The sequence below is a fragment of the Aeromicrobium sp. YIM 150415 genome (assembly GCF_016918125.1).
Taxonomy (GTDB): Bacteria; Actinomycetota; Actinomycetes; order Propionibacteriales; family Nocardioidaceae; genus Aeromicrobium; species Aeromicrobium piscarium.
Genome location: NZ_JAERWM010000004.1, coordinates 334,695 through 357,356 on the forward strand (window position 1 = coordinate 334,695; position 22,662 = coordinate 357,356).

Genomic DNA, 22,662 nt, shown 5'->3' on the forward strand with positions numbered 1-22,662 from the left:
ACCACATGAGGTCGAGGGCGGAGCACGATTCGAGGAGGTCCACGGTGACGCAACTGGCCATCCCCGCCGAGCGGTGGGGCATCATCGAGCAGCAGCTCGCGGCCCGGGAGTTCGTGCGCACCGTGGACCTCGTCGACGTCCTGGGCGTCTCCATCGAGACGGTCCGGCGCGACCTCGCCGCACTCGAGTCCCGGGGCACGCTGGTCCGGGTCCGCGGCGGCGCGGTCGGGGCGGGACACCATCCCCGGGCCGAGGGCAGCTACGGCGAGCGCAGCGCGAGCGGCCGCGATGAGAAGGCCCGTATCGGCCGGGCCGCGGCCGAGCTGATCGCCGACGACGCCACCATCGTCATCGACGTCGGCACCACGGCGCTCCAGGTCGTCGCCGCGATGGCCCCCTCCTTCCAGGGACTGCTGCTGACCGGCTCGCTGCCCGCCGCCACTCTCGCCTCCGAACGCCTCTCCTGCGAGGTCGTCGTGCTCGGCGGGCGGGTGCGGGCGGGCGATCTGGCGGTCTCCGGCGGCCGGGCCGACCAGTTCCTCGGCGACTTCCGGCCCGATATCGCCTTCCTCGGCTCCGGCGGCGTCGACGCCGTGGACGGCCTCACCGATTTCCACTACGAGGAGGCTCGGCTCCGTCAGCGGATGCTGGCGCTCTCGGCGCGCTCGTGGGTGCTGGCCGATGGCTCGAAGCACCGGGTGGTCGCGCCGGTGCACGTCGCGGACCTCGATCAGCTCGCCGGACTCGTCACCGACATCGAGCCGAGCGGCGAGCTAGGAACCGCGCTCGACGCCGCGGGCGTCGAGATTCGCGTCGCCCGCTGATCGTCCCGGACCCTGCAAGGCGGTCACCTCGATGAGGAAGCTGTTGCGATCGGCCCGGTGGTACTCCAGCGTGTACTCCACGACCCGGTCCTCGTGATCCCAGCTGCGCCGGGTGACGAGCATCAGTGGAGTCCCCGGCGGCACGTCGAGCAGATCGGACTCCCACGGCGCGGACAGCACCGGGTCGTAGCGCTGACGTGCCTTCGCCACCTCGACCCCCGCCCCGGCGAGGGCGACACCCAGGGGGCCGGTGGCCAGCTGCGTGTCGTCCACCGCGCCCGCGACGGCCGTCGGCAGATGCACCACCTCGACCGACACCGACCGTCCGCCGACGAAACGCACCCTGGCGGTCCGCGAGACCTCCTCGTCCTCCTCCACGGTCATCAGCTCGCGCATCCGGTCGTTGGGGACGTGCAGGTCGCGGTACACCTCCCGGTAGGTCGACGCCTCCTCCGCGGCGGTCACCATGCTCTCGGGCACCGACATGGTGTGGACCGTCTTCGGCTCGGCCACGAAGGTTCCGCGGCCGACGTGCCGGGTGATCAGGTTCTGTCGCTCGAGTCGGTCCAGGACGTGACGGACGGTGGTCCGGCTGACCCCGAACTGCTTGCACATGTCGCGCTCCGGCGGAAGCCGCACCCCCGGGGCCAGCTCCCCGGAGTTGATGAGAGCCGCGAGCAGGCCGGTGAGCTCCATGTGGGCCGCCTGGGTCGCCGAGCCGGCACCACGGCCGGTTCGCGGCGAGGCGGCGATGTGGGAGAGATCCGCGGTACTCACCGTCGGGACCTGCAGGGACTGCTCGCCGGCGGCCGGTCCGTCATCGTTGGCCATGGTCACGCTCCTGTCGCCGCCACGCTGCCGCGGCCAGCGCGATGTCGAACATCCCCAACCCCCACAAGTCGAAGACGATCCGTTCTCCCTCCGGCCGATCGCCGGAAGCCGGGTCGACCATCAGATCCTCGAGTAGCTCGATCCGATCCGGCGACACCGCTCCCGATCTCACCGCGCGTGCTGTCGATGACAGATCATAGGCCAGAAGCTGCCGGTCCGTGGTGACCCATCGGCCGCTGGTCGCGACCGCCGCCTCGGTGAGGTCGTTGAGCGATATCGCGACCACGAGCCGGACGCCGTCCAGCATCGCCGGCGTGACGTACGGGGTGACCGCGTCGCTCGTCCCCAGCACCACGACCTCGTGGGCGGTGACGGCCTCCTCCACGGATCCCGCGACGGTCGCCGCGACGCCACGCTCACGCAGCGTCTCGACCAGGCGCGCCCCGGCCTCCTCGGCGAGGTCGAAGACCGTCACCGTCCGGACCAGGTCGGGATACAGGGCGATCACGGTGTCCACGAACGCCAGCGACGAGACACCCGCCCCGATGACGCCCACGGAGAACGCAGCGGTCGTCGATGCGAGCGCCTCGACGGCCAGGGCGCCGACCGCCGCGGTGCGAGCGGCGCTGATGGACGTCGCCTCAACGACGGCGCGCGAGCGACCGTCCTGACGGTCGCTCAACAGGACCGAGGCCGATGCCCGCGGCTGGCCATGACGGAGATTCTCCGGATTCGCGCCGATCCACTTGACCCCGGCGATGTCCTCGAGGGACGCCGGGTGGGCGACGAACCGATGCCCCGGCTCCCCCAATGTCAGCGTCGACAAGGGGCTGTCCACCGCGACGCCGGCGCGCTTCGCGGCCAAGGTCCGGCGCATCACGTCGACCGCGACGTCGGGGCTGAGCACTCCGGAGGTCCGGACGTCGGCGGCGGTCAGCACCGCGAGCGGGGAGGCCGGCATCAGGCCTCCTGTGTGGACAGTCGCGCGTCGCCGACGACCACCCGGCCCTCGAGGACCGTCGCGAGCGCGCGGATCGACTGATCGTGGGTCACGGTCTCGACGACCTGTTCGAGGAACTGCAGCTGCTCGAACTCATAGGAGCCTCGCTCCACCGCCAGGACCGCCAGATTCGCCACGGCGCCCTCGCGCAGCTCGGCGAGCTCGGGCCGGCGAAGGACCGTGGCCGGATTGATCGTCACCGCGCGCAGGACCTCCTCGAAGGGCATGCCGATCGCCAGCATCTTCGACATCGTCGCGGTGAGCCCGAACACGGGTCCATCCGCCGTGACCTCGGTGAGATCGCTGGAGATGGTGTCGGGGTAGAGGCCACGGGCGATCGCCTCACGGCCCACGCTGAAGTCGAGCCCGCCGCGTCCGCAGCCCACGTCGAGCACGACCCCACGGGCTCGGGCGCGGAGCAGCGCGTCCCAGTTCTCCTGACTCGCGACGACGGACTCACGCGAGCGGGAGAAGACGTGCGTGACGATGTCGCCCGGTCGCAGGGCGTCGAGGATCTCGATGAGCGCGAGGCTCGGATCGAAGACGTGCACCATGAGCGGGACACCGGTCCGCTCGCCGGCCGCGAGAGCACGTCGCAATGCCTCACGGGCGTTGCCCGGGTTCTCGCCGTTGACCCATCGGGAGAGGCGCAGCTTGATGCCGACGACGAAGTCGCGGTTCTCCTCGATGGCCTCCGCGAGCAGATCGATGTCGGCGGTGCGCAGATCGTGGAGCTCACCCACCTCGTTGTGGATGATCCCGATCGTGGAGAGGTTCACGAAGGCGAAGAGGTTGCCCCGGCCGATGCCCCGCGCGGTCTGCACGAGTCCCGGCAAGGTCAGTGCGCCCGCGCTTCCCGCGTCGACGATGGTCGTCACACCGTCCCGGAAGCTGTAGCGGCGCGGGTCGTAGCCCAGTGGCGTGGACCACCGGTAGTAGTGCGTGTGCAGGTCGATGAGTCCGGGGAGGACGTGCGCGCCCTCGACGTCCAGCACGTGCCGGGCCGGCGTCGTGTCGGAGGCGTCGAGGCTGACGATCGTGCCGGCATCGATCGCGACATGGGCCTCACGCGAGGTGGCGGTGGACGGATCGTGGACGAGGGCGTTGCGCAGGAGGAGGTCGTTCATGGGTCTCTTCTTTCAGCTGGCGAGGGGAACGGCGCGTTCGAGATCGGCGACGACGTGGATCGGCTGGCCGGAGTGCAGATCGCGGGAGAGCGGCTGGGCGCTCTTGACGACGATGCCGCTGCCGCTCAGTTGGACGGACACAGTGAGGCTCGACTGTTCGTAGTCGAGGTCCACGACGGTGCCGGCGATGCCGGGTCCGTCGACCTCGAGGGCGATCGCATCGGCCGGGATGCAGATCGCGGCCATCTCGGGCGTCGGCGCGACCGGCGCGATGCTGCCCAACGGGGTGCGCAGTGCTCCGTCCGGCCCATTTCCATCGATGTCCACGATGGTGCCGGCATCGAGGAAATGCGCCGTGAACCGGTGCTGGGGACGGACGAACAGCTCACGCGGTGCGGCGATCTCCACGATGCGTCCCTCGTTCATCACCGCGACCCGGTCGCCGAGCGCCAGCGCCTCGCCGTGATCGTGGGTGACATAGACCCCCGTGACGCCGAGCTCCTGTTGCAGACGGCGCAGATCCGACCGCAGCTCCATGCGGATGCGCCGATCGAGCGCTGACAACGGCTCGTCGAGCAGCAGCACGCGCGGATTGATCACGATCGCGCGAGCGAGCGCCACGCGCTGCTGCTGGCCGCCGCTGAGCTGGCCGGGCTTGCGATCGGCGAGATGCGAGAGCTGGACCAGCTCGAGCGCCTCGCCGACGGCCTTGGTGATCTCGTTCTTGGCGTGGCGGCGGGTCTTCAGGCCGTAGGCGACGTTCTGCGCGACGGTGAGGTGCGGGAAGAGAGCCCAGGTCTGGAAGACCATGCCCATGTCCCGCTGGGCCGCCTTGAGCGACGTGATGTCGTCGCCGTCGACCATGATGGCGCCGGAGTCGGGAGCCGCGAGGCCGGCGATCGTCCGCAGCAAGGTGGTCTTGCCGCAGCCGCTGGGGCCGAGGAGGACCAGCATCTCGCCGCGGCGGATCTCCAGGTCGATGTCCCGGATCCCGGCCCCGTTGCCGTATTCGGTGGTCAGTCCACGCAGGTGGACGAATGAAGTGCTCATAGGTGTCTCCAGAGGTCAGCGCAGGCCGCTGCCGGTCAGATGTTTCAGCGCACCGATGCGGTGCAGGACGAAGAAGACGATCAGGCCGAGGGCGACCAGGAGCGTCGACATCGCGGCGATCGAGGGATCGGGCCTGAAGTCCAGGTACTGGTACATCACGACGGGAAGGGTCGACTCGCCCGGCGGCATGAGGAACAGCGAGATGCTGATGTTGTCGAACGAGAAGATGAAGACCAGCAGCGACGCCCCGATGAGGCCCGGCGTCGCCAAGGGCAGCGTGATGGTGCGGAAGACCCGCCAGCTCGATGCGCCCAGGGTCTCGGCCGCCTGTTCCAGGGCGACATCCTGCGATGCCATCGTGGCGACGATGACCTGCAGGCCGATGGGGATGCCGACGACGCAGTGCCCCAGGACGAGGGCGGGGATGCTCGGGGCCTGCTGCAGCCGCAACGCGACGAAGACGAACACGCTGAGGCCGACGACGATCTCCGGCACGGTCAGCGGACCGAGCGCGGTGATCTGCGAGAGCCGCTGTCCGCGGTACTCGTAGCGGGTCATCGCGTAGGCGGCGAGGAAGCCGACGACGATCGAGACGACCGTGCTGGCCGCCGCGACGACGAAGCTCAGGCGAAGGGCATCGAGGAACTTGGTGTTGCCCAAGGCCGTGGAGAACCAGTCGAGCGAGAAGCCGCGGGGCGGGAACACGGCATAGTTCCCGGAGTTGAGCGAGGTCGCGATGACCGCCGCGAGCGGAGCCAGCAGCACGATCGCGACGAGGATGTTGACGGAGGGTATTCGGCGGCTCATGGGGCAGACCTCCGGGCCGATTGCACGAGGGACAGGATCATCAGCGGGAGGACGATGGCCATCAGCACCACCGCCACGGCAGCGCCGAAGTTCCAGCTCCCGGCTCCGCTCACCGACCCGTAGATCAGCGTCGGCATGGCGGGGACCCGGCCACCGCCGACCATCGCCGGGGCCAGATAGGAGCCGGCCGATGCGCCGAAGGTGATGATCGATCCGGCCACGATCCCCGGACGCGCCGCGGGCAACACGACGGTCCGGAAGACCTGCCAGTTGCCGGCGCCCAGGGTCTGTGCCGCGTCGACCAGTCGGCGGTCCATCCGATCCAGGCTCGCGAAGACCGCGACCGTCATCTGCGGGAGCATGAAGACCACCAGCGAGATCACGACACCTGTCAGCGAGTACAGCAGCGGCAGGTCTCCCCACGGCCAGACTCGATCCACGAATCGCGCCAGCAGCTGGTAGCCGAAGACGCGGACCACGCCGTTGATGAGCAGCGGCGCGAAGAGCACCGCGATGAAGATCGCCCGCCAGCGCGGGTGACGGACCATCCCGTAGGCATAGGGGACGGCGACGGCGGCCGCGACGACCGTCGTCCCGACACCGATGATCAACGTGTTGCGGAGGGCGGTCCAGCCGACGGAGCGGCTGAAGAACTCCTGGAAGTTCGTGAGCGACCAGCTGTCGGTCGCGGCATCGGTGAACGCCGTCGTGACCACCATGACGAAGGGAAGGACGAACAGGCCGAGGACGAAGAGGACCATCGGCGCTAGGAGGGCCGCCGGCAGAGCCCAGCTGACGGAGGTGGTGCTCCCGACGCGGGTCGGGCCCCGACGGACCCGACCCGCGGCGCGTGGCGCGACAGATGTCACGAGAAGAGCTCCTGCCAGCGGACCGTCCAGTCCTGGATCTCGGTGCCGATCTGGAGCCAGTCGATGGGCCACAGTCGCGCGGCGACCTCATCGGTCTCCAGCAGCTGGTCGCTGATCTCCGCGGGCAGCTCGGCGGCCTGGCTGGCCGGGGCGACGTGGGTCGCCTCCACCCAGGTCGACTGCGCCTCGTCGCTCAGCATGTAGTTGATGAAGTCGTACGCCGCGTCGACGTTCTCGGCCTCGGCGGGGATCCCCACCGGCTGGACGCTCCAGTTCGTGCCCTCCTCGGGGATCAGCGTGGTGACGCCCGAGTCGGCGAGATCGACGCCGAGGTCGGCGAACGTGACGGTAGCCAGGAGGCTGCCGTCGGCCAGCTTGCTCAACGGATCCGATGACAGCGTGTACTGGTACTGGACATTGGGACGGAGCTCTTCCATGGCCTCCCAACCCGCCTCGAGATCATCGGGCCCGTCGCCGAATGCCTCGCCGCCGGCCTGGAGGACGAAGACGCCGGCGACGCTGGGCAGAGCACCGATCGCGAGGTTGTTCTCCAGACCCGGATCCCACAGATCGGCCCACGAGGTGAGCTTCTTGCCCAGCAGATCCTCGCGGTAGAGGATGCCCTGCGCGCCGTAGCTGATCGGCACCGCGGCGAGCTCACCGTCGACCATGAGGCCGTCGAGCACGGCGTCGGGGATCGTGTCGAGGTTCTCGATGCGGCTGGTGTCGATGGGCTGCAGGGTTCCGTCCTGCAGTCCGACGGCCGCCTTGTCGGCGGTGAGCAGGGCCGCGTCGTAGGCGGTCGGCAGCTGCTGGATCTTGGTCAGGCCGTTCTGTCCGTCGGCCGCGCCTTTGATGGTGATGCCCGTCGCCTCGGTGAGGCCGGGTTCGATGGCGGTCACGCCCTCCTCCCAGATGCCGCCCCAGTGGGAGAGCGACAGGGTGGTGGCGTCATCGTCGCCGCTGCCCCCACAGGCGGCGAGAACGACTGCAACCGGAGCAGCGGCGATGGTGGCGGTGAGCCTCCGAGGTAGAGATCGCATGACGTTCCTCATAAATGGTAGGGACCAAATTGGTAGTAACCATAAGTCCTCCGACCCTGGACTGCGCAAGGCCTCCCACGTAACTTTCTGATGACACGGCAGCCCGGAAAGGGCCGTTCACTCTGCCATCACAGGGAAAACTCAGGATCGAGAAATGACGTCGCGACGGGTGGCGATGGGCGTGATCATGGCACCCGGGACGACTCCGACAGAGGGCGTCACCCGTTCAGCCGACGACAGCGAAGGTCCGCGCCGGGGCCGACGACGCACCTCCTCGGCCGTCTCCCCGGGAGCAGTTCGCCGTGAGACGAGCGTGTCCGTTGCCATCAGGTCGAGCCATGCCGTCCATCGGCCGTCCCCTGCCGAGCGGCTGGAGCCGATGACCTCGGACCGCTCTCCTTCAGACGGATCTCAGGCATTCACGGCACACTGGGATCATGCGCATCCTGGTGGTGGACGACGATCGCGCCGTCCGTGACTCCCTGCGACGATCCCTGGAGTTCAACGGCTACACGGTGGAGCTCGCGTCCGACGGCGCTGAGGCACTCGCCCGGGTGCCTCAGGTCCAGCCCGATGCCATCGTCATGGACGTGATGATGCCGCGCCTCGACGGCCTGGAGGCGACCCGCGCGCTGCGCTCGGCCGGCAACGACGTGCCGATCCTCGTGCTCACCGCCCGCGATGCCGTCACCGATCGCGTCGACGGTCTCGACGCGGGTGCCGACGACTATCTCACCAAGCCCTTCGCCCTGGAGGAGCTCCTCGCCCGGCTCCGCGCGCTGCTGCGCCGCTCCGCGCGTCCCGCCGATGCCCAGGACGAGGACGAGCCGGTCCTGCACTTCGCCGATCTCAGCCTGGACCCCAACACCCGTGAGGTCGTCCGCAACGGGCGCAATATCTCTCTGACCCGCACCGAGTTCGCCCTCCTCGAGCTGTTCCTGCAGCGTCCCAAACGTGTGCTCGAGCGGTCCTTCATCCTCGAGGAGGTCTGGGGATTCGACTTCCCCACGAGCGCCAACTCGCTGGAGGTCTACGTCGGCTACGTCCGCCGCAAGCTCGAGGCCGAGGGCGAGGATCGGCTGCTGCACACGGTCCGGGGGGTCGGCTACGTCCTGCGGGAGACGCCGCCGTGAACGAGCGACCCGAGCGAACCATCAGCACCCTCACGGCGACACCGACCTACCCTCGCTCCTCTTCGGCGGTGGCGCCGTGAGCGAGCTGACTGACCGGCCGAAGGGACTCGTCGACCGGTTCCTGGACTGGCTGCACGATGCTCTCAGTCCCGTCACCTCGCGCATCTCGCTGGCGGCACGCGTCACCATCCTGACCACGGTCGCCGTCGCCCTGGTGCTGTCAGTGGTCAGCGCCGTCTTCTACGTCACCGTGCGATCGGAGTTCATCGGCTCGGTGGATCAGACCCTCGTCAAGCGGGCCAACGACGCGGTCGACGCCGGCGTCACCGCCTCGTCGCTCAACTCGACCAACGCCGGATCGGTGCAGCAGATGCTCAATGCGATGGGCATCCGCGTGGTCTTCGTGAACGGCGGCGATCTACTCACCCAGAAGGTCAGCAGCGTCCCGTACGGCATCCCCGAGCAGGAGGTCGCGCTCGGCACCCGGTCGCAGTCCGCGCGCACGGTGGACGCGGGTGGGGAGCCGTTCCGCATCGTCTCGATCCAGACGCAGCCGGGCCAGGCCTTCGTGCTCGCCCAGTCGATGGAGTCCACCCAGCGCGCGCTGGACCGGCTCGCGGTGGTCCTGGTGCTGGCGAGCGCCGCCGGCGTCGCGATGTCCGCCATGGCCGGCTGGGCGGTGGCGAGCAACGGTCTGCGACCGGTGCGCCGCCTCACCGCCGCGACCGAGCGCATCGCCTCGACGGGTGAGATGGAGCCCATCGATGTCTGGGGCACCCGCAACGACGAGCTCGCCCGGCTCACGCGTTCCTTCAATACGATGCTCCGGGCCCTCGGCGAGTCACAGACCCGCGAACGACAGCTCATCGCCGATGCCGGCCACGAGCTTCGCACCCCGCTCACGAGCCTGCGCACCAATATCGAGCTGCTGCGTCAGGCCACGAGCGATCCTGACCGTCGGCTCGACGCCGAGGCACAAGGCGAGCTGATGGATGACGTGCGCGCCCAGCTCGACGAGCTCACCTCCCTCATCGGCGACCTCGTCGAGCTCGCCAGGGACGAGCCGTTGCACCGTGATCCCGAGCCGCTCGCTCTCGACGACATCGTGGAGCAGTCGCTGACCCGTGTGCGCCTGCGCGCTCCGGGCGTCACCTGGGATGTGGCGCTCGACGACTCGCAGGTCGTCGGTGAGAGTCAGTCTCTCGAGCGCGCCGTCACCAACCTGCTCGACAATGCGGCGAAGTGGAGTCCTCCGGACGGCACCATCACCGTCCGCCTGACCGAGGGCGTCTTGTCGATCAGCGACGAAGGACCCGGCATCGCCGAGGAGGATCTGCCGCACGTCTTCCAGCGCTTCTACCGTTCGACGGCCGCCCGTTCCCTCCCCGGATCGGGGCTGGGCCTGTCGATCGTCCAGAGAGCCGCGGAGCGCCACGGCGGGCGAGTCGAGGTGGCTTCGATCCTCGGCTCCGGATCGACCTTCACCCTGCATCTCCCGCTCGCGCCGTCCGGCGGGCCCTGACACAGTGGAGGTCTTCGCCCGCTCACACCGACCTTTCATCACCGTCTCAGCTATGCGAGAGAATGTCTTGACATGACCGATTCGCACGATCCCTTCGCCGAGCGTCCGTACACGCCGCCCGCGCAGCGTCAGCCGCAGCCGCCGGCCGGTGAGACCGGCGAGGACACCACCGAGGAACGCGGCCCCATCCCGATGGGTCCAGCCCCGATGGGTCCAGCCCCGACGGGTCCCGTCCCGACGGGTCCGGCCTCCGGCTCGTCCGCGCCCTCTCCCGACGAGCCGCGTGAAGCGCACACGCCCCACGCGTCGGCGCCCCCTCCGGGAGCCCCTCACCCCGGTGCGCAGCCGGCCGGACCGGGCATCACCCCGGGCCACGGTCCCGCTGAGCACACCTCGGTGCTGGCGCCGCCCCCACCGCCCCACGGTCCGACTCCCCCAGGCTCCGGGCAGGTCCCGCCCGCTGGACGCCCCCGCCGCGGCCGACCCATCGCGGCGGCCATCGGTATCGTCGCGCTGGCGCTCATCGCCGGCTTCACCGGTGGGATCCTGGGCAATCAGTTCTCCGATGGCGGCAACTCGACCTCGACCAGCACCGGCACCTCGATCGATGCCCCGGCCTCCTCGGATCTGCCCGCGGGCACGGTCGAGCAGGTCGCCCAGAAGATCATGCCGTCCGTCGTCCAGATCAACTTCTCCGGAGGCGGCGAAGGCGGCTCCGGGTCGGGGGTCATCATCAGCGAGGACGGCAAGATCGTGACCAACAATCACGTGGTCGAGGCAGCCGCGGACGGTGGCACGCTCACGGTGGGCTTCAATGACGGCACCAATGCCCGTGCGACCATCATCGGCACCGACCCGGCCACCGACATCGCCGTGATCCAGGCCGAGGACGTGTCCGGTTTGGAGACGGCCCAGTTCGGCAGCTCGTCCGACGTGAGAGTCGGCCAGGAGGTCGTCGCGATCGGCTCGCCCTTCGGCCTCGAGTCGACGGTCACGCAGGGCATCGTCTCGGCGCTGAACCGGCCGGTCTCGCCGGGCGATCAGAGCAGCAGCTCGGACACTCTGACGACCTTCCCCGCCATCCAGACGGACGCGGCCATCAACCCGGGCAACTCCGGAGGGCCGCTGGTCGACCTCGAAGGCCGCGTGATCGGCATCAACTCGGCGATCCGGTCCTCCGGCGGCGTCGAGGGTGGCTCCATCGGTCTCGGCTTCGCGATCCCCTCTGACCTCGCACGCAATGTCAGCGCGCAGATCCTCGACGGCAAGACGGTCGAGCACGCTCGCATCGGCATCACCGTGCAGAGCGCCACCGGCGACGACCAGATCACCGGTATCGGCGCGCGTGTCGCCGAGGTGGAGTCCGGTGGCCCCGGTGACGAGGCCGGTCTGCGCGAGGGCGATATCGTCACCGCGGTCAACGATCATCCGGTCGCGACCAACCAGGCCCTCATCGCCACGGTCCGCAGCTACCAGCCGGGCGACGAGGTGACGCTGACCATCCAACGCGATGGCAAGCAGGAGGACGTCAAGGTGACCCTCGGCTCCGACGCCGGCGATCTCCAGCGCTGATCCGCATCAGCATCGCCCGTGGGCGGGGGGGGGGGCCCCCCCCCCCCCCGCGGCGGGGGGGGCCGCGCCCCCCCCCCCCCCCCCGGGGGGCCCCCCCCCCCCCCCCCCCGCCGTCACGAGTACGGGATGACTCACCGCCCACGGGATCAGCGCCAGGCGCCGCGCTCGTACTGCGGGGTATAGGGCGCGTCCTCGCGGCTGACGCCGAGCTCATGCGCCGCCCGCAGCGGCCAGGCGGGATCGCGCAGCGCCGCTCGAGCCAGCAGCACGAGATCGGCCTCACCGGCCTGGAGGATCTTCTCGGCCTGGCCCGGCTCGGTGATCAGGCCGACGGCGCCGGTCGTGAGGCCCGAGACCCGGCGCACCTCCTGAGCGAGAGGCACCTGATAGCCCGGCCCCACCGGAATGTCCGCCGGAAGCAGCGCGCCGGACGAGACGTCGACGATGTCCACGCCCAGGTTGCGCAGCTCGGCCGACAGGCGCGCCGTCTCGTCCAGCGTCCATCCGTCGTCGAGCCAGTCGGTGCCCGAGAAGCGGATCGCCAGGGGCTTGTCGGCGGGCCACACCTCGCGCACGGCGGTCACGACCTCCCGCACGAGCCGTGTCCGTCCGTCGAAGTCGCCGCCGTACTCGTCCTCACGCTGGTTCGACAGGGGCGACAGGAACTGGTGCAGCAGATAGCCGTGTGCCGCGTGGATCTCCACCAGATCGAAGCCCGCCGCGTCGGCGCGGGTCGCGGCGTCGGCGAAGGCCGCGGGGATCGCCGCCACCTCGTCGCGGGTCAGCGCGCGCGGTTCCGCGAGCCCCGGATAGGCGGCCGCCGAGGGAGCGACCGTCTGCCAGCCGCCGGCCGCGGGTGGAACCGTGCCGCTCGCCTCGGCGAACGGGGCATAGGTCGAGGCCTTGCGCCCGGCGTGCGCCAGCTGAACGCCGATCGCCGCACCCTGCTGGTGCACGAAGTCGACGACCCGAGTCCAGGCGCGGGTCTGGTCGTCATTCCACAGGCCGGTGTCCTCGGGGCTGATGCGACCCTCCGGGACCACGGCGGTCGCCTCGGTGATGAGCAGGCCGAACCCGCCGATGGCATGCGAGCCGAGGTGGACGAGATGCCAGTCGGTCGGCACGCCATCGCGCGCGAAGCACGAGTACTGGCACATCGGTGCCAGCCAGATGCGATTGCGGGCGGTGACGGATCGGACGGTGATGGGCTCGAACAGGGCAGCGCTCATATCGAGGGTCAACCTCCGACGAGCGCCTCGCATTCCGTCGTTCCCCCGCCCCGGGCGGTGACCTACACACCCCTCACCCGCGGGAGCGGTGACTTACGCACGTATCAACCGTGCTGAGAGGTGCGTAACCCACCGCTCATCGGCCCGAGAGGTGTGTAACTCACCGCCCCGGGAGGGTTAGGCGAGGGAAGGACGACGCGCCGATGCGCCGGTCATCTCCTCGACGGCGCGCCCGATCTCCAGCAGACGCCGTTCGGTGTTCGGGGCGGTGACCAGCTGGATGCCGACCGGCCAGCCCTCGCGGGTGAAGCCCGCCGGGATGGACAGCGCCGGGCAACCCGTGACGGTGATGAAGTAAGCCGACCGCATCCAGTCCAGATAGGTCTGCTGCGCCTGGCCGTTGATCTCGGCCGGGTACTCCTGGTCCGCGCTGAACGGCGGCACCTGGCTGACCGGCATGACGAGCACGTCGATCTCGTCGAAGAACTCCCGCATGCGCAGGGAGAGCTCCGTGCGCTGGTGATAGGCCCGGGCGACGTCCGCGCCCGCGAGGTCAGCTCCGAGACGGATATTGTCCGCGAGCGAGGCCTTGAAGCTGTCCGGATGCTCGGCGAGCATCGCACCGTAGCTGGCCTGGAAATGCCAGGCTCGCAAGGTGCGGAAGGTGTCCTCGGCCTCGGTGAGCGAGGGGGCACGCTCGATGACCTGAGCACCGGCATCGCCCAGCGCACGGGCCTGTGCCTCGACCACCTCGCGCACCTGGTGGTCGACCTCGAAAGCACCGTCCAGATCCACCGAGACCGCGACCTTCAGGCCAGCGAGCCCGATCCGCTGGACCTGCTCGAAGGCCGATCCTGGCGTCTCCTGGCCCACCGGCGAGCGGCCGTCGGGACCGGCCTGTACCGAGAGCAGCAGGGCGAGATCGTCGACATTGCGAGCCATCGGGCCCTGCACCGAGGTGGTCTCCCAGGCATTGCCGGTCGGCCACTGCGGCACGCGCGCGAAGGAGGGCCGCAGGCCGACGACATTGCAGAAGGACGCGGGATTGCGCAGCGAGCCGCCCATGTCGCTGCCATCGGCCAGCGGCACCATGCCGCTCGCGAGGGCCGCGGCCGAGCCACCGCTGGACCCACCGGCCGAACGGGTCGGATCGTAGGGATTCACGGTGGTGCCGAAGATCGGGTTGAAGGTGTGCGATCCGGCCGCCCACTCCGGGACATTGGTCTTGCCGACCGTGACGGCTCCCGCCTTGCGCACGCGCTCGACGACGAGCTCATCGCGCTCCGGGACATGGTCGGCGCGCAGGACCGAGCCCGAGGTGCTCCGCCAGCCGCCGACCGCGTGGGTGTCCTTGAACGCGAAGGGCAGCCCGTGCAGCGGACCGACCTCCTCGCCGCGCGCCAGCTGCTCGTCGGCGCGGGCGGCGGCCTCGCGGGCCCGCCCCGGGTCGAGGCTCACAATGGCATTGATCGTGCCGTTCGTGGCGTCGATGCGCTCGAGGTGGAGGTCGAGCAGCTCACGTGCGGAGATCTGCTTGGCGCGCACCGCGTCGCGCATCTCCCGCGCGGTCGAGTAGTGGTCGATCTCAGCGCTCGTCATGTCGTCTCCTTCGCTGCGCGCCCTCGTCGAGGCCCGCACGTGTGGGGGCACCTCCCTGTACGGAGCACAGAGGTCCGCGAGTGGTGCAAATCCGTCCGCGAGTGGTGCGAATCCGCCCCGGAAACGGCGTTCCTAGGGCGAAAATGCACCACTCGCGGGAGGGGAGCGCCGGCCGGAGCCAGACTCCCGAGGCGGTGGTCCGTCAGCGGCGGCGCGCGGCGACGGCACCCACGGCGACGCCGAGCAGTGCGATCGCGGCACCGGTCACGACGCCCTTGAGGAAGGCATCGGGGCTCGCCGCCGGGGCGGCCGTCACGACACCCGCGGCTGCCGGCTGCGCGGTGGTGGCCGTCGCGGCGGCGGGCTGACCCTCGGCCACGGCAGCGGCCTCCGGGGCGGCAGCAGCGGCGACCGGCTCACCGGCCAGCACCTTGTTGACCGAGCCGAAGAACTCCTTGGCCATCCGCTTGCTGACCGAGGTGAGCATCCGCTGGCCGACGCCGCCGATCATGCCGCCGACGACCGCATCCGCCTCGTAGCTGATCTGCGTCGTACCGTCCTCGGCCGGCTCGAAGCGCACGTCGACATCGACCGAGATGGTGCCGGGCGCGCCCGATCCCTCGGCGTGCATGCGCAGCGACTCGTGCGGCTTGAGGTCCGAGAGCTGGACGGCTCCCTTGTACGTGCCCTTGATGGAGGCCACACCGGCGGTGATCACCGCGGAGTAGCTGTTCTCACCGGTCTCCTCGAGGCGCTCGCACCCGGGGATCGTGCGGACGAGCACCTCGGGCGAGAGCAGGGCGTCCCAGACCTTCTCGACTCCTGCGTCCAGCGTGGCGGTTCCCGCTACCTTCATGTGTTCGTCCTTTCGGTCGCTGTGTCAGTGGCCTTCTCGAGCCGCAGGGCATACAGCTCCGAAGGCGAGATCGGCATCGAGGTGATGGTGAAGCCCTCGGCGTCCTCGATGGCGGCCGCGAAGGCAGCCGCCGTGGGGATGACCCCGGCCTCGCCCGCGCCCTTGAGCCCGAGCGGGTTCAGCGGCGACGGGGTCTCCAGATGGTCGATCTCGATACTCTCGGGGACCTCCGTCACATAGGGCATGAGGAAGTCCATGAACGAGGCGTTCTGCAGCTGGCCGGTCTCGTCGTAGGCCATCCGCTCGTAGAGCGCGCCGCCGACTCCCTGCGCCACACCGCCGTGCACCTGTCCCTCGACGATCCGCGGATTGATGAGGGTGCCGCAGTCGTGCACCACCGCGTACTTGAGGATCGAGATCTCGGCGGTCTCCGGGTCGGTCTCCACGATCACCACGTGGATGCCGCTGGCGAAGGTGGAGCGCATCGGCGAGTAGTAGTCCTTGCCCTCCAGGCCGGGCTCGTCGTCCTCGGCGACCGGGGGCTTGGTGGGGTCGCCGACCGCGAACTGAGTGGCGGCCCGCGATGCCTCGTCGAAGGCGTACCGCAGCGGATTGGACAGCACGGCGAGCGTGCCGAGCGCGATCTGGCTGGCGGGCGCGCCCTTGACGCGGACGATACCGTCGACGATCTCCAGATCGTCGACATCGACCTCCAGCGCATCTGCCGCCAGGCGCAGAGCCTTCGCCTTCGCCGCCCGGGCAGCGAGCGCGACGGCCGAGCCGCTCATGACGGCGGCACGCGACGCGAAGGTGCCCACCGAGTACGGCGAACGGCGGGTGTCGCCGGTGACGACCTGAATGTCCTCGAAGCGCACGCCGAGCTCATCGGCCACGATCTGCGCGAACGCGGTCTCGTGTCCCTGACCCTGCGTGGTGAGGCCGGTCGAGACCTTGACCTTGCCGCTCGTCTCGATCTGCACGTGGCCGCCCTCATAGGGCCCGACGCCGGTGCCCTCGACATAGCAGGCGATGCCGATGCCGACCTTGCGGCCCTCAGCGCGTGCTTCGTCGCGGATCTTCTCGAACTCGTCCCAGTCCACGAGCGCCTTGGCCTTGCGCATCATCTCGGGGTAGTTGCCCGAGTCGTAGATGAGCGGGCGGCCGTCCTGGAAGGACAGCTCGCCGTGCGCGTAAGGGAACTCATCGGGCTGGATGAAGTTCGCCTCGCGCACCTCGGTGCGGTCCTTGCCGAGGTAGGCGGCGATAGCGTCCATCGTGCGCTCCATCGCGAAGACACCCTGCGGACGTCCCGCGCCGCGGTACGGCGTCACGATGACCGTGTTGGTGTAGAGGCTCTGGAACACCACGCGGTAGCTGGGCAGCTTGTACGGGCCGATGAGCTGGGTCGAGGTGATGATCGGCACGATCAGGCCATAGGGGGTGTAGGCGCCGTTGTCGTGCCAGAACTGCACCGACAGGCCCAGGATGCGTCCGTCGTCGTCGAAGCCGACGTCGATGTGCTGCTGCTGGCCGCGCTCGTGGGCCGAGGAGATGAAGTGCTCGCGACGGTCCTCGGTGAACTTCACCGGCCGGCCGAGGACCTTGGCGGCCATCGGCACCAGGACCTCCTCGGGCCAGGGGTGCACGATCTTGGCGCCGAAGCCGCCGCCGACATCGGGGGTGATGACGTCGACCTGGCTCAGATCGAGGCTGAGCTTGGTGGCGACCGCGGCGCGGACACCCGTGGAGGTCTGGGTCGACGACCACACGCTCATGCGCTTGAGGTCCTCGTCCCAGCGCGCGACGGTTCCGCGGCCCTCCATCGGCATGGAGGCGCTGCGCTCGATCTCGAGGTCGAAGGTCAGCCGGTGCGGCGCACCGCCGATATCGGCCTCAGGATCGCCGAAGGACTGCTCCATCGTGGCGGCCACATTGCCGGGAACGTCCTCGTGCACGAGATGGTCGGCGGCGCGCGCGGCGTCGATGCCGACGACGGGAGCGAGGAACTCGTACTGCACCTCGATCAGGCCGACGGCGTCCTCGGCGAGGTAACGGTTGTCGGCGACGACGATCGCGATCGCTTCGCCGACATAGTTGACCTCGTCCTTGGCCAGGGCGTACTGCGTGCGGCCGTGGGTCAGATTGGGGTGCGGGATGAGCAGCGGCAGCGGCTCGGCCAGCGGACCTTCGAGATCCTCGTAGGTGTAGACAGCGTGGACGCCCGCGACATCGAGCACGGCGTCGACATCGATGGAGACGATGCGGGCGTGGGCGTGCGGGCTGCGCAGCACCGCCATCTCCAGTGCCTCAGGGGCGAGGTCGTCGGAGTAGCGTCCGTGTCCGGTGACGAGCCGATCGTCCTCGACGCGGGCGACCGGCTCGCCCATCATCTTGGTGGTCATCAGCTCTGGCCCTCCTCGTCCTGGGCGTCCTCGCGCTGGATCTCCGCGGCGCGCAGCACCGAGGCCACGATGTTCTGGTAGCCGGTGCACCGGCAGAGATTGCCCGAGATCATGTCGCGTGCCTCGGCACGGTCCGGGTCGGGGTTCTCAGCGATCCCGGCGGTGATCGTGGTGAGGAAGCCGGGCGTGCAGAAGCCGCACTGCAAACCGTGGCAGTCCTTGAAGGCCTGCTGGACCGGGCCGAGCGAACCGTCCGGGCGGGTGAGTCCCTCGACGGTGGTGAGCTCGTAGTCCTGCGCCGAGACGGCGAACATCAGGCACGAGCGCATCGGCTGGCCGTCGACGAGGATCGTGCAGGCGCCGCACACGCCATGCTCGCAGCCGACGTGCGTGCCGGTGAGGCCGAGATCATGACGCAGCGCGTCGCTGAGCAGCCGGCGCGGCGGCACCTGGGTCTCGTGCGTGACGCCGTTCACCCGAAGGCGGACGGTCTCGACGGGTTCGGCGGTGGTGGGTGTCGTCGTCATGCGGTCGCCTCCTGGGAAGAACGGGCCTTCGCATCGGCATGCGCCGCGGTGATGACGCGTGCCGTGAGCGTGCGGGCGAGTTGCGCCCGGTACTCCGCGCTGGCGTGGATGTCGCCCTCGGGCTCGAGCTGTTCGAGCGCCTTCTCGCCCGCGGCGACGAGCGACGAGGCGTCGATTCCGTCGGCGAAGCACTCGGTGAGGTCGACGACGATCGGCGTCTCGGTGACCGAGAGGTATCCGGCGCGGACGCTCTCGATCCCCCCGTCCTCGGCGAGACCGAGGACCACGCCGAGACCGCACAGGGCGTAATCGCCGTGGCGGCGGGCGATCTCGTCGAAGGCGATGCCGTGTCGCGCCGGGAGGGCGGGGACGAAGGCCTCGACCGCGATCTCACCGCTCTCCAGCGCCGTCTCGAGCGGCCCGATGAACAGGTCGTCCGCGGCGATCTCGCGCCGGCCTTCCGTGGACGCCACCGTGAGGGTGCCGCCGAGCAGCGTCAGGACGACCGGCATCTCGCCCGAGGCATCCGCGTGGACGATGGAGCCCACGGTGGTGCCGCGGTTGCGGATGGTGGCGTGTGCGACGTGGCTCAGTGCCGCGTGCAGCATGGGCTGGACTCGCCGCGCCTCCTCGTGCGCGTGGAGTTCGGCGTGGCGGGCGAGGGCACCGAAGCGCACCCCCGCCTCGCTCACGTCGATGAACGAGAGCTCCCCGATCCCGTTGATGTCGATGAGCTCGGACACGGTGGTCAACCGCATCGACATCAACGGGATGAGGCTCTGTCCTCCGGCGAGGATCTTCGCCCCGGGGTTCGCGGCATACGCCGCGAGTGCCTCGGAGAGCTCGGCTGGTCGCTGGAAGGTGAATGCAGCAGGTTTCACGTGAAAGTCGGATCCGTCTTGTCGTCGTCGGTGTTCTCGAGGGACTTTTCCTTGCCCTTGACCAGGTGGTACATGACCACGAGCAGCAGGGTGCCGAAGGCGATACCGCTGAGCTGGAAGTCATCGGTGATCTTCAAGGTCACGTCACCGATGCCCGCCACCAGGCCGGCAGCCAACGGCACCATGTTGACCGGGTTGCCGAAATTGACTCCGTTGTCCACCCAGATCTTGGCGCCGATGAGGCCGATCATGCCGTAGAGCACCACGGTCACGCCGCCCAGCACGCCGCCGGGGATCGCGTTGATGATCACACCGAACTTGGGGCACAGGCCGAGGATGATCGCGAATCCCGCCGCGAACCAGTAGGCCGCCGTCGAGTAGATCCGCGTCGCGGACATGACGCCCATGTTCTCGGCGTAGGTGGTGGTCGGCGAGCCGCCGAAGGAGCTGGCGAGGGCCGTGGCGAAGCCGTCGGCACCGAGCGCACGGCCCATGTAGGGGTCGAGATCGGCGCCGGTCATGTCGGCGATGCCGCGGACGTGGCCGGTGTTCTCGGCGATGAGCGCGATGACGCCCGGGAGAACGAGCAGCGTGAAGGTCAGCGAGAAGCTGGGCCCGTGCACGGCCGAGACGCCGTCGGCCAGGGTGCCGCTCGGCAGACCGAACCAGGCGGCGTCGCCGATGCCGGAGAAGTTGACGCGGTCGGCGATCTCACCGGTCTCCGGATCGGCGATCCCGCCGCTGAGCATGTCGAGGACCCACGACAGCAGGAAGCCGAAGACCAGCGCCAGGAAGACGGCGATACGTGCCCAGAAGCCCGGCAGGAGCACGGCACCCAGCATGAGGAACGCCGCGGTCGCGAGCGCGACCCACTGATCCTGGGGCCAGTAGATGCCCGCCACCACGGGGGCCAGGTTGAAGCCGATGAGCATGACGACCGCGCCGGTGACGGCGGGCGGCAGCACCTTCTTGAGCATGCCCGGACCGGCGAAGTGCACGCCGATGCCGATCGCCAGCAGCACCAGGCCGGCGACCAGGATCGCGCCGGTGACATCGGCGGAGTCGCCGCCCTGGCCGCGGATCGCGGCGACCGCGCCCACGAAGGCCGCGGACGTGCCGAGATAACTCGGCACCCAGTTCTTGACGATGACCAGGAAGAGCATCGTGCAGATGCCCGAGAAGAGGATCGCGAGGTTGGGATCGAGTCCCATGACCACCGGGAACACGAAGGTCGCACCGAACATGGCGACGACGTGCTGGATGCCGATACCCGCGGTGCGGCCCCAACTCATCCGCTCATGTGGTCCTACCGCCTTGCCCGGCGGTGGTGTTTTGCCGTCGTAGACGACCTTCCAACTGAACATGCCCGACATGTGTTCTCCTCACACCCGTCGATACCACCCGGTGATGCCCCGATTGAGCGATCCTAGTGCGCTGCATCACAGGAGCTCATGAGCGACATGTGCCGAACAATCACCCGGATCACTGTCACTTGATTGTGCCCCTCTCGCGCCGCATCGTGTTACCACCCGACGGTGTCATCTATCGGTAACGCCTGCGACACCGGGCCGAATCACCGGCGCGCCCCGCCTCGGTGGCGCTCAGCGCTTGATCTCGCGGACCTGCAGGGCGACGGCCAGGTTCAGCCGGAGATTCGCGTCCCCGGTGAACGGTCCGAGGATCTGCTCGAGCTTGCCGATCCGATAGCGCATCGTGTTGTAGTGCACGAACTGCACCCGGGAGGCCTCGGCCACGTTGAGATTGTTCTCCAGCAGCACCCGCAAGGTCTCGCGGAGCTCCTCGGCGTCCGGGGTCTCGTCGTTGAGCTCGCCGAGCACGTCCTGGGCGAAGCCCGTCAGCTCGCTGCGGTCCGGGATCAGGCCGATCAGGCGGTGCACGCCGAGATCGTCGAAGTGGAAGGTGCTGCTGCCGCCGGTGAAGCGACGGCCGACCTCCGTCGCCCGTCGCGCCTGTTGGTAGGCATCGGGGAACCCCTCGACGCCATGTACGAGGCGGCTCGTACCGACCGAGAAGGGACGTCGGCCGCCGCCGCGATCCCCCGCGACCGCGCGCACCAGCCGCGCGACCAGATCCCGCAGAGCGGCGACCGCAGCCTCCGGGTCGTCGCGCAGGCTCTCCGGCGCTGGGACGATCGTGACGACCTCCTCGGAGAAGTCCGCGGTGGGGGCCATCGGCACGTAGCCGCCGAGCACCTGCTCCCAGGCGGCGAAGAAGCGTTCCTGCCAGGAGCGTCGTACGCGCGCCGGGGGCCGTTCCTGGCGCTCGCCAGGCGGATCGAGCTCGGCGGTCACCACGATCGCCGGGAAGTCGATGCGCCAGCCGAGGGTCGAGGCGTGGTCGAGCACGTGCTCGACGTCCCCGGCCCGGCCGGCGAGCACATCGCGGAGGAAGTCGCCGCGGTACTTGCTCTCGACGGCGTTGAGCGCCTGCTGCTGGGTGACGAGCAGCGCGGCGACCGTCGAGGCGCGCTGGAGGGCGTTCAGATCGTCCTGGGCGATCTTGCGGGTCGGGTGATAGGCCACGAGGCGGGCCAGATCGCTGCTGCCGGCCACGATCGGCTGCACCAGCACCTGCCCGTCACCCAGGTCCATGGGCTGCAACCGTGGGCGTTCGACCCGGAACCGCCCGGTGGGGTCGAATAACTCGGCATCGTGCAGCGCCTGGCGCATCCGGTCGTCGAGGGCGCCGACCTTCTCCCGCCCGTCGATCGAGGTGATGAGGACGCCGATGCCGAGCACGTCGGCGATCCGGCTCGCGACGTCCTGGAGCCCGGCCCCCTCGAGCACGAGTCCTTCCAGGGCGGCGTGCAGGGCGTCGGTGCGGTGCAGGACATCCGCCTGGACGTCGGTGAGGCGTACGTGCACCTCCTCGAGCAGGTCGTCGAAGGCCGCGTGCGGCGCCAGCCCCAGGATGGGGAAGCCTCGCCGGTCGGCGAACTCCAGTACCTCGTCCGGGACATCGGCGAGGAATCGGCCGACCTTGATGCCGAGAGCGGCGACATCGAGCTCGTCGAGTCGGCGCACCAGGTCGACGAAGCGCGAGTGCCGTTCGTCGTCGTGCGCGTCGAGATCGACCAGCGGATAGCCGCTCGTCACGAGCAAGGCGTGCGGGCGCACCCATTCGACGATGTCGGGCACCTCCATGACGTTGAGACGCGTCACGACGCGATCGAGACCGCGACTGCCCGCCAGGACCGTCGTTCCAGCGAGGGCGTCCACCTTGAGCACCTCACGCAGGGGGACGCGATAGGCATGTTTCATCAAAGTCTGGGCACCTCTGGGCTGATCCTTGGCAACTTCTGACATCGGCTCAGCGTAACAGCAGCAATTAGGGTCCGAAAGACGCCTCATTTCTACCCGGGGAGATCCA

Annotated in this window: 19 protein-coding genes; 4 read left to right on the forward strand and 15 right to left on the reverse strand. The window is 69.4% G+C overall.

Translation table 11 applies throughout. The features are described from left to right. The first annotated feature begins 44 nt into the window (after nucleotides 1–44). The gene (locus JL108_RS03315) at nucleotides 45–824 is read left to right on the forward strand and encodes a DeoR/GlpR family DNA-binding transcription regulator (RefSeq protein ID WP_205197004.1); all 780 of its coding nucleotides are present in this window, start codon (nucleotides 45–47) and stop codon (nucleotides 822–824) included. Here JL108_RS03315 and JL108_RS03320 read toward each other — a convergent pair. The 7 genes from JL108_RS03320 to JL108_RS03350 are packed head-to-tail and all read right to left on the reverse strand — an operon-like array spanning nucleotide 774 to nucleotide 7,551. Then, nucleotides 774–1,655, reverse strand: coding sequence for a GntR family transcriptional regulator (locus JL108_RS03320; protein ID WP_143911007.1), 882 nt, complete (start codon nucleotides 1,653–1,655; stop codon nucleotides 774–776). The two genes, JL108_RS03315 and JL108_RS03320, sit on opposite strands and share 51 nt — an antisense overlap. After that, a complete protein-coding gene (locus JL108_RS03325; protein WP_205197006.1) occupies nucleotides 1,642–2,616 on the reverse strand; it encodes a hypothetical protein in 975 nt (324 codons plus the stop codon). The genes JL108_RS03320 and JL108_RS03325 overlap by 14 nt, the downstream gene beginning before the upstream one ends. Next, nucleotides 2,616–3,782 carry an amidohydrolase/deacetylase family metallohydrolase gene (locus JL108_RS03330; protein ID WP_205197007.1) on the reverse strand — a complete coding sequence of 389 codons (1,167 nt, stop codon included), beginning with the start codon at nucleotides 3,780–3,782 and terminating at the stop codon, nucleotides 2,616–2,618. Before JL108_RS03330 ends, JL108_RS03325 begins: the two co-directional genes overlap by 1 nt. Nucleotides 3,783–3,794: 12 nt before the next feature. Further along, on the reverse strand, nucleotides 3,795–4,832 hold the full coding sequence (locus JL108_RS03335) for an ABC transporter ATP-binding protein (RefSeq protein WP_205197009.1): 1,038 nt from the start codon (nucleotides 4,830–4,832) through the stop codon (nucleotides 3,795–3,797). 15 nt (nucleotides 4,833–4,847) lie between these two features. Further along, nucleotides 4,848–5,639 (reverse strand): ABC transporter permease, encoded by a 792-nt coding sequence (locus JL108_RS03340; protein ID WP_143911003.1) that lies wholly within the window; start codon nucleotides 5,637–5,639, stop codon nucleotides 4,848–4,850. After that, nucleotides 5,636–6,508, reverse strand: a complete 873-nt coding sequence (locus JL108_RS20405) for an ABC transporter permease (protein ID WP_205197011.1) — start codon at nucleotides 6,506–6,508, stop codon at nucleotides 5,636–5,638. The genes JL108_RS03340 and JL108_RS20405 overlap by 4 nt, the downstream gene beginning before the upstream one ends. After that, complete coding sequence (locus JL108_RS03350; RefSeq protein ID WP_185972892.1) at nucleotides 6,505–7,551, reverse strand: PotD/PotF family extracellular solute-binding protein; 1,047 nt, start codon at nucleotides 7,549–7,551, stop codon at nucleotides 6,505–6,507. The genes JL108_RS20405 and JL108_RS03350 overlap by 4 nt, the downstream gene beginning before the upstream one ends. A gap of 437 nt (nucleotides 7,552–7,988) precedes the next feature. On the opposite strand from JL108_RS03350, the gene JL108_RS03355 reads away from it, so the two are divergent. The 3 genes from JL108_RS03355 to JL108_RS03365 all read left to right on the forward strand — a co-directional run bounded on the left by JL108_RS03355 (nucleotide 7,989) and on the right by JL108_RS03365 (nucleotide 11,778). After that, nucleotides 7,989–8,684, forward strand: coding sequence for a response regulator transcription factor (locus JL108_RS03355; protein ID WP_143911000.1), 696 nt, complete (start codon nucleotides 7,989–7,991; stop codon nucleotides 8,682–8,684). A gap of 76 nt (nucleotides 8,685–8,760) precedes the next feature. After that, the gene (locus tag JL108_RS03360) at nucleotides 8,761–10,206 is read left to right on the forward strand and encodes a HAMP domain-containing sensor histidine kinase (protein ID WP_307837173.1); all 1,446 of its coding nucleotides are present in this window, start codon (nucleotides 8,761–8,763) and stop codon (nucleotides 10,204–10,206) included. Between the two features lie 72 nt (nucleotides 10,207–10,278). Continuing rightward, entirely contained in the window at nucleotides 10,279–11,778 is a 1,500-nt protein-coding gene (locus JL108_RS03365) for a S1C family serine protease (protein ID WP_240190520.1), read from the forward strand. A 146-nt stretch (nucleotides 11,779–11,924) separates the two neighbouring features. Here JL108_RS03365 and JL108_RS03370 read toward each other — a convergent pair whose 3' ends face one another. The 8 genes from JL108_RS03370 to JL108_RS03405 form a co-directional block, all read right to left on the reverse strand. Then, nucleotides 11,925–13,007 (reverse strand): NADH:flavin oxidoreductase/NADH oxidase, encoded by a 1,083-nt coding sequence (locus JL108_RS03370; RefSeq protein ID WP_205197013.1) that lies wholly within the window; start codon nucleotides 13,005–13,007, stop codon nucleotides 11,925–11,927. A gap of 177 nt (nucleotides 13,008–13,184) precedes the next feature. Continuing rightward, nucleotides 13,185–14,606, reverse strand: coding sequence for an amidase (locus JL108_RS03375; protein WP_205197015.1), 1,422 nt, complete (start codon nucleotides 14,604–14,606; stop codon nucleotides 13,185–13,187). A gap of 202 nt (nucleotides 14,607–14,808) precedes the next feature. Continuing rightward, nucleotides 14,809–15,462: a carbon monoxide dehydrogenase subunit G gene (locus tag JL108_RS03380; RefSeq protein ID WP_205197017.1), complete on the reverse strand. Its 654-nt coding sequence runs from the start codon at nucleotides 15,460–15,462 to the stop codon at nucleotides 14,809–14,811. After that, the gene (gene cutA, locus JL108_RS03385) at nucleotides 15,459–17,864 is read right to left on the reverse strand and encodes an aerobic carbon-monoxide dehydrogenase large subunit (RefSeq protein WP_143910996.1); all 2,406 of its coding nucleotides are present in this window, start codon (nucleotides 17,862–17,864) and stop codon (nucleotides 15,459–15,461) included. Before cutA ends, JL108_RS03380 begins: the two co-directional genes overlap by 4 nt. After that, nucleotides 17,864–18,391, reverse strand: coding sequence for a (2Fe-2S)-binding protein (locus tag JL108_RS03390; RefSeq protein ID WP_205197019.1), 528 nt, complete (start codon nucleotides 18,389–18,391; stop codon nucleotides 17,864–17,866). The genes cutA and JL108_RS03390 overlap by 1 nt, the downstream gene beginning before the upstream one ends. Further along, entirely contained in the window at nucleotides 18,388–19,272 is an 885-nt protein-coding gene (locus JL108_RS20150; RefSeq protein WP_205197022.1) for a xanthine dehydrogenase family protein subunit M, read from the reverse strand. The genes JL108_RS03390 and JL108_RS20150 overlap by 4 nt, the downstream gene beginning before the upstream one ends. Beyond that, nucleotides 19,269–20,645 (reverse strand): uracil-xanthine permease family protein, encoded by a 1,377-nt coding sequence (locus JL108_RS03400; protein WP_240190521.1) that lies wholly within the window; start codon nucleotides 20,643–20,645, stop codon nucleotides 19,269–19,271. The genes JL108_RS20150 and JL108_RS03400 overlap by 4 nt, the downstream gene beginning before the upstream one ends. A gap of 228 nt (nucleotides 20,646–20,873) precedes the next feature. Continuing rightward, nucleotides 20,874–22,598, reverse strand: coding sequence for a PucR family transcriptional regulator (locus JL108_RS03405; protein ID WP_205197024.1), 1,725 nt, complete (start codon nucleotides 22,596–22,598; stop codon nucleotides 20,874–20,876). Between the last annotated feature and the right edge of the window lie 64 nt (nucleotides 22,599–22,662).

Excerpts from the sequence above, each read along its gene's own strand:
- JL108_RS03320 (WP_143911007.1), bottom strand. The coding sequence starts at position 1,655 with ATGGCCAACGATGACGGACCGGCCGCCGGCGAGCAGTCCCTGCAGGTC.
- JL108_RS03325 (WP_205197006.1), bottom strand. The coding sequence starts at position 2,616 with ATGCCGGCCTCCCCGCTCGCGGTGCTGACCGCCGCCGACGTCCGGACC.
- JL108_RS03330 (WP_205197007.1), bottom strand. The coding sequence starts at position 3,782 with ATGAACGACCTCCTCCTGCGCAACGCCCTCGTCCACGATCCGTCCACC.
- JL108_RS03335 (WP_205197009.1), bottom strand. The coding sequence starts at position 4,832 with ATGAGCACTTCATTCGTCCACCTGCGTGGACTGACCACCGAATACGGC.
- JL108_RS03340 (WP_143911003.1), bottom strand. The coding sequence starts at position 5,639 with ATGAGCCGCCGAATACCCTCCGTCAACATCCTCGTCGCGATCGTGCTG.
- JL108_RS03350 (WP_185972892.1), bottom strand. The coding sequence starts at position 7,551 with ATGCGATCTCTACCTCGGAGGCTCACCGCCACCATCGCCGCTGCTCCG.
- JL108_RS03355 (WP_143911000.1), top strand. The coding sequence starts at position 7,989 with ATGCGCATCCTGGTGGTGGACGACGATCGCGCCGTCCGTGACTCCCTG.
- JL108_RS03365 (WP_240190520.1), top strand. The coding sequence starts at position 10,279 with ATGACCGATTCGCACGATCCCTTCGCCGAGCGTCCGTACACGCCGCCC.
- JL108_RS03370 (WP_205197013.1), bottom strand. The coding sequence starts at position 13,007 with ATGAGCGCTGCCCTGTTCGAGCCCATCACCGTCCGATCCGTCACCGCC.
- JL108_RS03375 (WP_205197015.1), bottom strand. The coding sequence starts at position 14,606 with ATGACGAGCGCTGAGATCGACCACTACTCGACCGCGCGGGAGATGCGC.
- JL108_RS03380 (WP_205197017.1), bottom strand. The coding sequence starts at position 15,462 with ATGAAGGTAGCGGGAACCGCCACGCTGGACGCAGGAGTCGAGAAGGTC.
- cutA (WP_143910996.1), bottom strand. The coding sequence starts at position 17,864 with ATGACCACCAAGATGATGGGCGAGCCGGTCGCCCGCGTCGAGGACGAT.
- JL108_RS03390 (WP_205197019.1), bottom strand. The coding sequence starts at position 18,391 with ATGACGACGACACCCACCACCGCCGAACCCGTCGAGACCGTCCGCCTT.
- JL108_RS03400 (WP_240190521.1), bottom strand. The coding sequence starts at position 20,645 with ATGTCGGGCATGTTCAGTTGGAAGGTCGTCTACGACGGCAAAACACCA.
- JL108_RS03405 (WP_205197024.1), bottom strand. The coding sequence starts at position 22,598 with ATGTCAGAAGTTGCCAAGGATCAGCCCAGAGGTGCCCAGACTTTGATG.